Below are 5,248 nucleotides of genomic sequence, written 5' to 3' on the forward strand. Positions count from 1 at the left end.
AGCCACACGGCCGGCAACGCGTCCCGGCGCTCGCTCTTGACGAGATAGGCGATCAGGATGCTGACCACCAGGGCCGCCTCCAGGCCCTCGCGCAGACCTATCAGGTAGTTGGCGAACACGGGTAACCCCACTCAGGAATTCGAACACATTTCGGAATCAGGCGAGCCTTACCAAAGCACTCGCCCGAACGGGCCGTCAACATGGCGTGCGTCATGCGGAACATGCCGGACCGGGGACTTCCCGCGCCCCACCTCCACCACGTCACCCCACCCGGCCTGCGCCCATCCATCCCACCCGTGCACCCCACCCGCGCGCACGTCACCTGCCCGCACCGCGCCCGTCTGCGAACCGTCGCCGGGAGGCGGGAGCAGGCCCGCGGGAACGACCGAGCCGGGGTGCGGAGTTCGCAACCTCGCGATGATTCGGGGGAGTTCGGCGTCGGGATCCGCCGCCGAAGGTCGGCGGAGGGGTCGCCGAAGCGCTTGTCTGGCAAGGCGGATTTCGGCGTTGTTATGGATATGTCGCGCATTCGTGATCATTCGGCAGCCGTGCGGGCCTCCTGGGGCGGGCAGCGGCTCGGCATGACGCAGAGCGATGCATCCCGGGAGCCCGGTGCCGACGATTTGGCCGCCCTGGTGTGGCAGGCCCGTCGATGGAGCGAGTCGACGCCGGATCCGGTGGCCGAGCGGCCGGCGCCCGACGGATCCGGGCCTTCCTTCCGTGCCCGGGTGCGTCGCCTGCTGGCCAACCGCCCCGAATCGGATCCGCCGCATTCCCGTTCGTGACGAGGCGATCCGCGATGACGTACCGGTGCAGCGAAGCGCTGCCCGGTCGGCGCCGCGGGTAGTGTCGGCTGCCTTGACCAACCGCACCCATCGCGCCCCCGGGACACCGGCTTCGTACGCTGCCGGTCCGGCCCGGTGCCGGTGCCGGTGACGACCGGACGGAGTCGGCTCATGAGTGGCGACCAGGTGTCCTTGCGCCCCGCGGCGGAAGCGGACATACCCCTTCTCGAACGCTTCCTGATCGATCCCGACGCGGCCGGCCCGTTCGGCTGGTACGGCTGGTCGGATCCGAACGGTTGGCGGCGCAGGTGGGCGGAGAACGGCCTGCTCGGCGACGACCAGGGATTGTTGCCGGTGGTCTGCGGTCCGGAGGTCGCAGGTTTCGTGGCCTGGCGCAGGATCGTCACGTCGCGCACCTCGCACTGCTGGAACGTCGGCATCAACCTGTTCCCCGAGGCGCGCGGCCGAGGGATCGGCACCCGGGCCCAACTCCTGCTGGTGCGCTACCTGTTCGCCCACACCCAGGTGGCCCGGATCGAGGCCGGCACCGAGGTGGACAACATCGCCGAGCAACGCGCCCTGGAAAAGGTCGGCTTCACCCGCGAAGGCGTGGCGCGTGCCTACACCTTCCGCGACGGTCGATGGCGCGACACGGTCTTCTACAGCATCCTGCGCGACGAGCTCGCGGCGCCGGCCGACGGACCCGGATAGCGCACTCGTCGGCCGGGCCCCGCGCATCTACCCGCTGGGCCGAGCCCGCGCCTGGTGGGATGGCACCGAAAGCGCGGTGGTCCTTGGTCCGTGCCCACGAAGTCCACCGCGTTCGCACCGGGCTAGCGTCGGGCCAGCGCCGCGAAAGACTTCGACACCACCGACGAACGCCGACACCCTCCCTCGCGGTCACCCCGCGCGACGGGCGGTTCGGTTTCGGCGTCGATCGGAGACTCGCCGTCCCGGTTCGTAGCCGGGCGTACCCGGTACCGGACCGACCCGGGCGGCGACCGGGACGGGCCGACCAGGATGGAGCAAGCCATGACACGACGTCTGCGTCTGGACGACCTGACCGCGATCGCGCTGCCCGCGCAGCCGGCGATCTCTCCCGACGGCACCCGGGTGCTGTACACCCTGGTCCGTGTCGATCCGGATGCGGACCGCGACGTACGCAGCCTGTGGCAGGTCGCCTCGGGTGGCGGCGAGCCGGAACAGCTCACCCAGGGCCCCTCGGACAGCACCCCCGTGTGGTCGCCGGACGGCACCCGTGTCGTGTTCCTGCGCGCGGTCGACGGCCCGCCGCAGGTATGGGAGCTGCCGCTGGACGGCGCCGAGCCGCGCAAGCTGACCAGCCTGCCGATGGGCGCCGGCCAACCGGTGTGGAGCCCCGACGGGACCCGCCTGGCGTTCGGCGCCGTGATCGACATCCACGCCGTCGCGGGCGAGGACGACGCCGCGCGGGCCGCCCGGGCGAACGCGCCGATGGTCATCGACAGGGCGGACTACCAGGCGGACGGCGCGGGCCTGCTGGGCACCCTGCGCAACCACGTACACGTGCTCGACCTGGCCTCCGGCGAGGTCACCCGGGTCACCGAGGGCGACTGGCACGCGACCGACCCGACCTGGTCGCCGGACGGACGACGGCTGGCCTACGGCGCCGGTTTGGGCGCGGACGCGGACCTGACCATGCAATCCGCGGCCTACGTCGTCGACGTGTCCACCCCCGGTGCGCCGGCCGAACGGGTCGGCTCCGCGGACGGCATGGCCGGCTGGGTCGGCTGGACCCCCGACGGCGAGTCCCTGTTGGTGCTGGGCAGCGAGCACACCCGCACCGGGCACACCCGCATGTTGCGCGTGCCGCTCGCCGGCGGCCCTGCCGAGGATCTCGTCGGTGCCCTGGACCGCAACGTGATGCCCGGCGGCGCCGGCTACCCGGGCGCGTTGCCGCAGACCACGCCCGGGGATCGCGAACTCCTGTTCTGCCTCCGCGAGGAGGGCAACACCCACCTGTACGCGCTCGACCTCGAAAACGGCGCCACACGTCCGGTGCTCGGCGGTACCGGCCGCTGCGTCTCCGGCCTCTCCGTGCCCCGGACCCCCGGCCCGGTCGCGATCGTGCTGTCCACCCCGTCCTCGTACGCCGAGGTCGCGCTGGTGGACCCGGCCGACGGCACCGAGCGGGTGCTCACCGCGCACGGCGCGCAGTCCCTGCCGGACGTCGAACTGCTCACCCTGGTCGACCGCCGGTTCACCATCTCCGACGGCACCGTCGTGCACGGCCGGCTGCTGCGCGACCCCAGGACCACCGGCCCCTCGCCGGTGCTGATGGACATCCACGGCGGCCCGCACAACGCGTGGAGCGGAGCGGCCGACCCGGTGCACCTCTACCACCAGGTACTGGCCGAGCGCGGCTGGACCATCCTGCTGCTCAACCCGCGCGCCAGCGACGGCTACGGCGAGGACTTCTTCGCCTCCACCGTCGGCAAGTGGGGCGAGTCGGACGCGCCGGACTTCCTGGAGCCGCTGGACGAACTGGTCGCCGAGGGCACCGCCGACCCGCGGCGGCTGGCCGTCGCCGGCTACAGCTACGGCGGCTACATGACCTGCTACCTCACCAGCCGCGACAAGCGCTTCGCGGCGGCCGTCGCGGGCGGTGTGGTCAGCGACCTGAACAGCATGCCCGGCACCTCCGACCTGGGCGCCTACATGTCCCACGCCGAGTTCGGCGGCACCCCGTGGGACGATCCCGAGCTGTACACCCGGCTGAACCCGTTCGCCAAGGTGGGCGACGTGGACACGCCCACGCTGATCGTGCAGGGCGGTGCCGACGTACGGTGCCCGCTGGGCCAGGCCCAGCAGTGGTTCGGCGCGCTGCGCCAGCGGAACGTGCCCACCCGGCTGGTGCTCTACCCCGGCGGGTCGCACCTGTTCATCCTCTCCGGCCGGCCCTCGCACCGACTGGACTGGAACCGTCGGATCGTCGACTGGGTCGAGCAGTACGCCGGATCCACCGGTCGCACCCGGCCGGCCCCGCTGGACGCGGCGCACTGGCAGCGCCGGCTGTCCACGCTGGCCGAGCGCCACGGTGTCCCCGGGGCGACCCTGGGCATCCTGCGCCTGGACGAGCACGCGGCGGACGACCTGGTCGAGGCCGCGCACGGCGTGCTCAACGTGAACACCGGCGTCCCGGTGACCACCGACACGGTGTTCCAGATCGGCTCGATCACCAAGGTGTGGACCACGACGCTGGTCATGCAACTGGTCGAGGACGGACTGCTGGACCTGGACCAGCCGTTGGCCGAGGTGCTGCCCGAACTGCGGTTGTCCGACCCGGAACTCGCCAAGCAGATCACCATGCGCCACCTGCTCACCCACACCAGCGGCATCGAGGGCGACCGGTTCATCGACACCGGGCGCGGGGACGACTGTCTGGCCGCATACGTGGCGCAACTCGTCGACGCGACCCAGGTGTTTCCGCCCGGCGCGGCCTGGTCCTACTGCAACTCCGGTTTCACGCTGGCCGGACGGGTGATCGAGCACGTCACCGGCAAGACCTGGGACCAGGTGCTGCACGAGCGCCTCAGCGGGCCGCTGGGCCTGGAACGCACCATCACGCTGCCCGAGGAGGCACTGCTGCTGCGGGCCGCGGTCGGTCACATCTCCGAGGACGGCGGGGCTCCCGTCGTCGCGCCGGTGTGGATGTTGCCCCGCTCGGCCGGACCCGCCGGTCTGATCGGTTCCACCTCGGCGGAGCTGCTGCAATTCGCCCGGCTGCACCTGACCGACGGCGCGACCGCCGACGGCACTCGACTCCTGGGCGCCGAACACGCTTTGGCGATGCGGGAGAAGCAGGTCGAGGGGTCCGACCTCGCGGCGATGGACGCGTCGTGGGGCCTGGGTTGGCACCGCTACCAATGGGACGGCCACGAGGTGTTCGGCCACGACGGCGGCACCATCGGGCAGTACGCCTTCCTCCGCACCCTGCCCGAACTGGGCCTGGCGGTAGCGCTGTTGACCAACGGTGGCGAGGCGCCGGAGCTGTACGAGGACCTGTACCGGGAGATCTTCGCCGAGGTCGCGCAGGTAGCCCTGCCCGCCTCGTTCGCCCCGCCCGTCGAACCGCCGGCGTTCGATGCGGACCGCTACGTCGGCGTGTACGAGCGGGCCATGCAGCGCATGGAGGTGGCGAGCACCGCCGAGGGTCTGGTGTTGCGGATCCGGATGACCGGGGACCTGGCCGACACGTTGCCCAACGCGGTGCGGGAGATGCCGCTGGTCGCGGTGGCGGAGAACCTGTTCGCGATCCGGGAGCCCGGATCGGCGATCTGGCGTCAGGTGACCTTCGGCGCTCTGGCGACCGGCGAGCCCTACCTGTTCATGGGTCAGGTCACCCCGCGCGTGGGCTGACGCCCGGCTCGGCCCCGATCCCGATCTCGACCCACGCCGCGTTCGTTCCGGACGCGGTCCCGGGC

Annotated in this window: 4 protein-coding genes; 3 read left to right on the forward strand and 1 reads right to left on the reverse strand. The window is 71.8% G+C overall.

The window, feature by feature from the left end; genetic code table 11:
• The coding region (locus tag ACFXMF_RS46615) for an FTR1 family protein (protein WP_360324515.1) at positions 1–119 on the reverse strand (119 nt) is incomplete at its 3' end.
• A gap of 363 nt (positions 120–482) precedes the next feature.
• Between ACFXMF_RS46615 and ACFXMF_RS46620 the strand changes: the two genes are divergently transcribed.
• From ACFXMF_RS46620 to ACFXMF_RS46630, 3 genes are all read left to right on the forward strand, one after another.
• Positions 483–785, forward strand: a complete 303-nt coding sequence (locus ACFXMF_RS46620) for a hypothetical protein (protein ID WP_360324493.1) — start codon at positions 483–485, stop codon at positions 783–785.
• 171 nt (positions 786–956) lie between these two features.
• Complete coding sequence (locus tag ACFXMF_RS46625; RefSeq protein ID WP_360324495.1) at positions 957–1,496, forward strand: GNAT family protein; 540 nt, start codon at positions 957–959, stop codon at positions 1,494–1,496.
• 321 nt (positions 1,497–1,817) lie between these two features.
• Positions 1,818–5,183 carry a serine hydrolase gene (locus tag ACFXMF_RS46630; protein ID WP_360324497.1) on the forward strand — a complete coding sequence of 1,122 codons (3,366 nt, stop codon included), beginning with the start codon at positions 1,818–1,820 and terminating at the stop codon, positions 5,181–5,183.
• Positions 5,184–5,248 lie beyond the last annotated feature (65 nt).

It is taken from the genome of Embleya sp. NPDC059213 (assembly GCF_042754445.1).
In the GTDB taxonomy this organism is placed as follows: domain Bacteria; phylum Actinomycetota; class Actinomycetes; order Streptomycetales; family Streptomycetaceae; genus Embleya.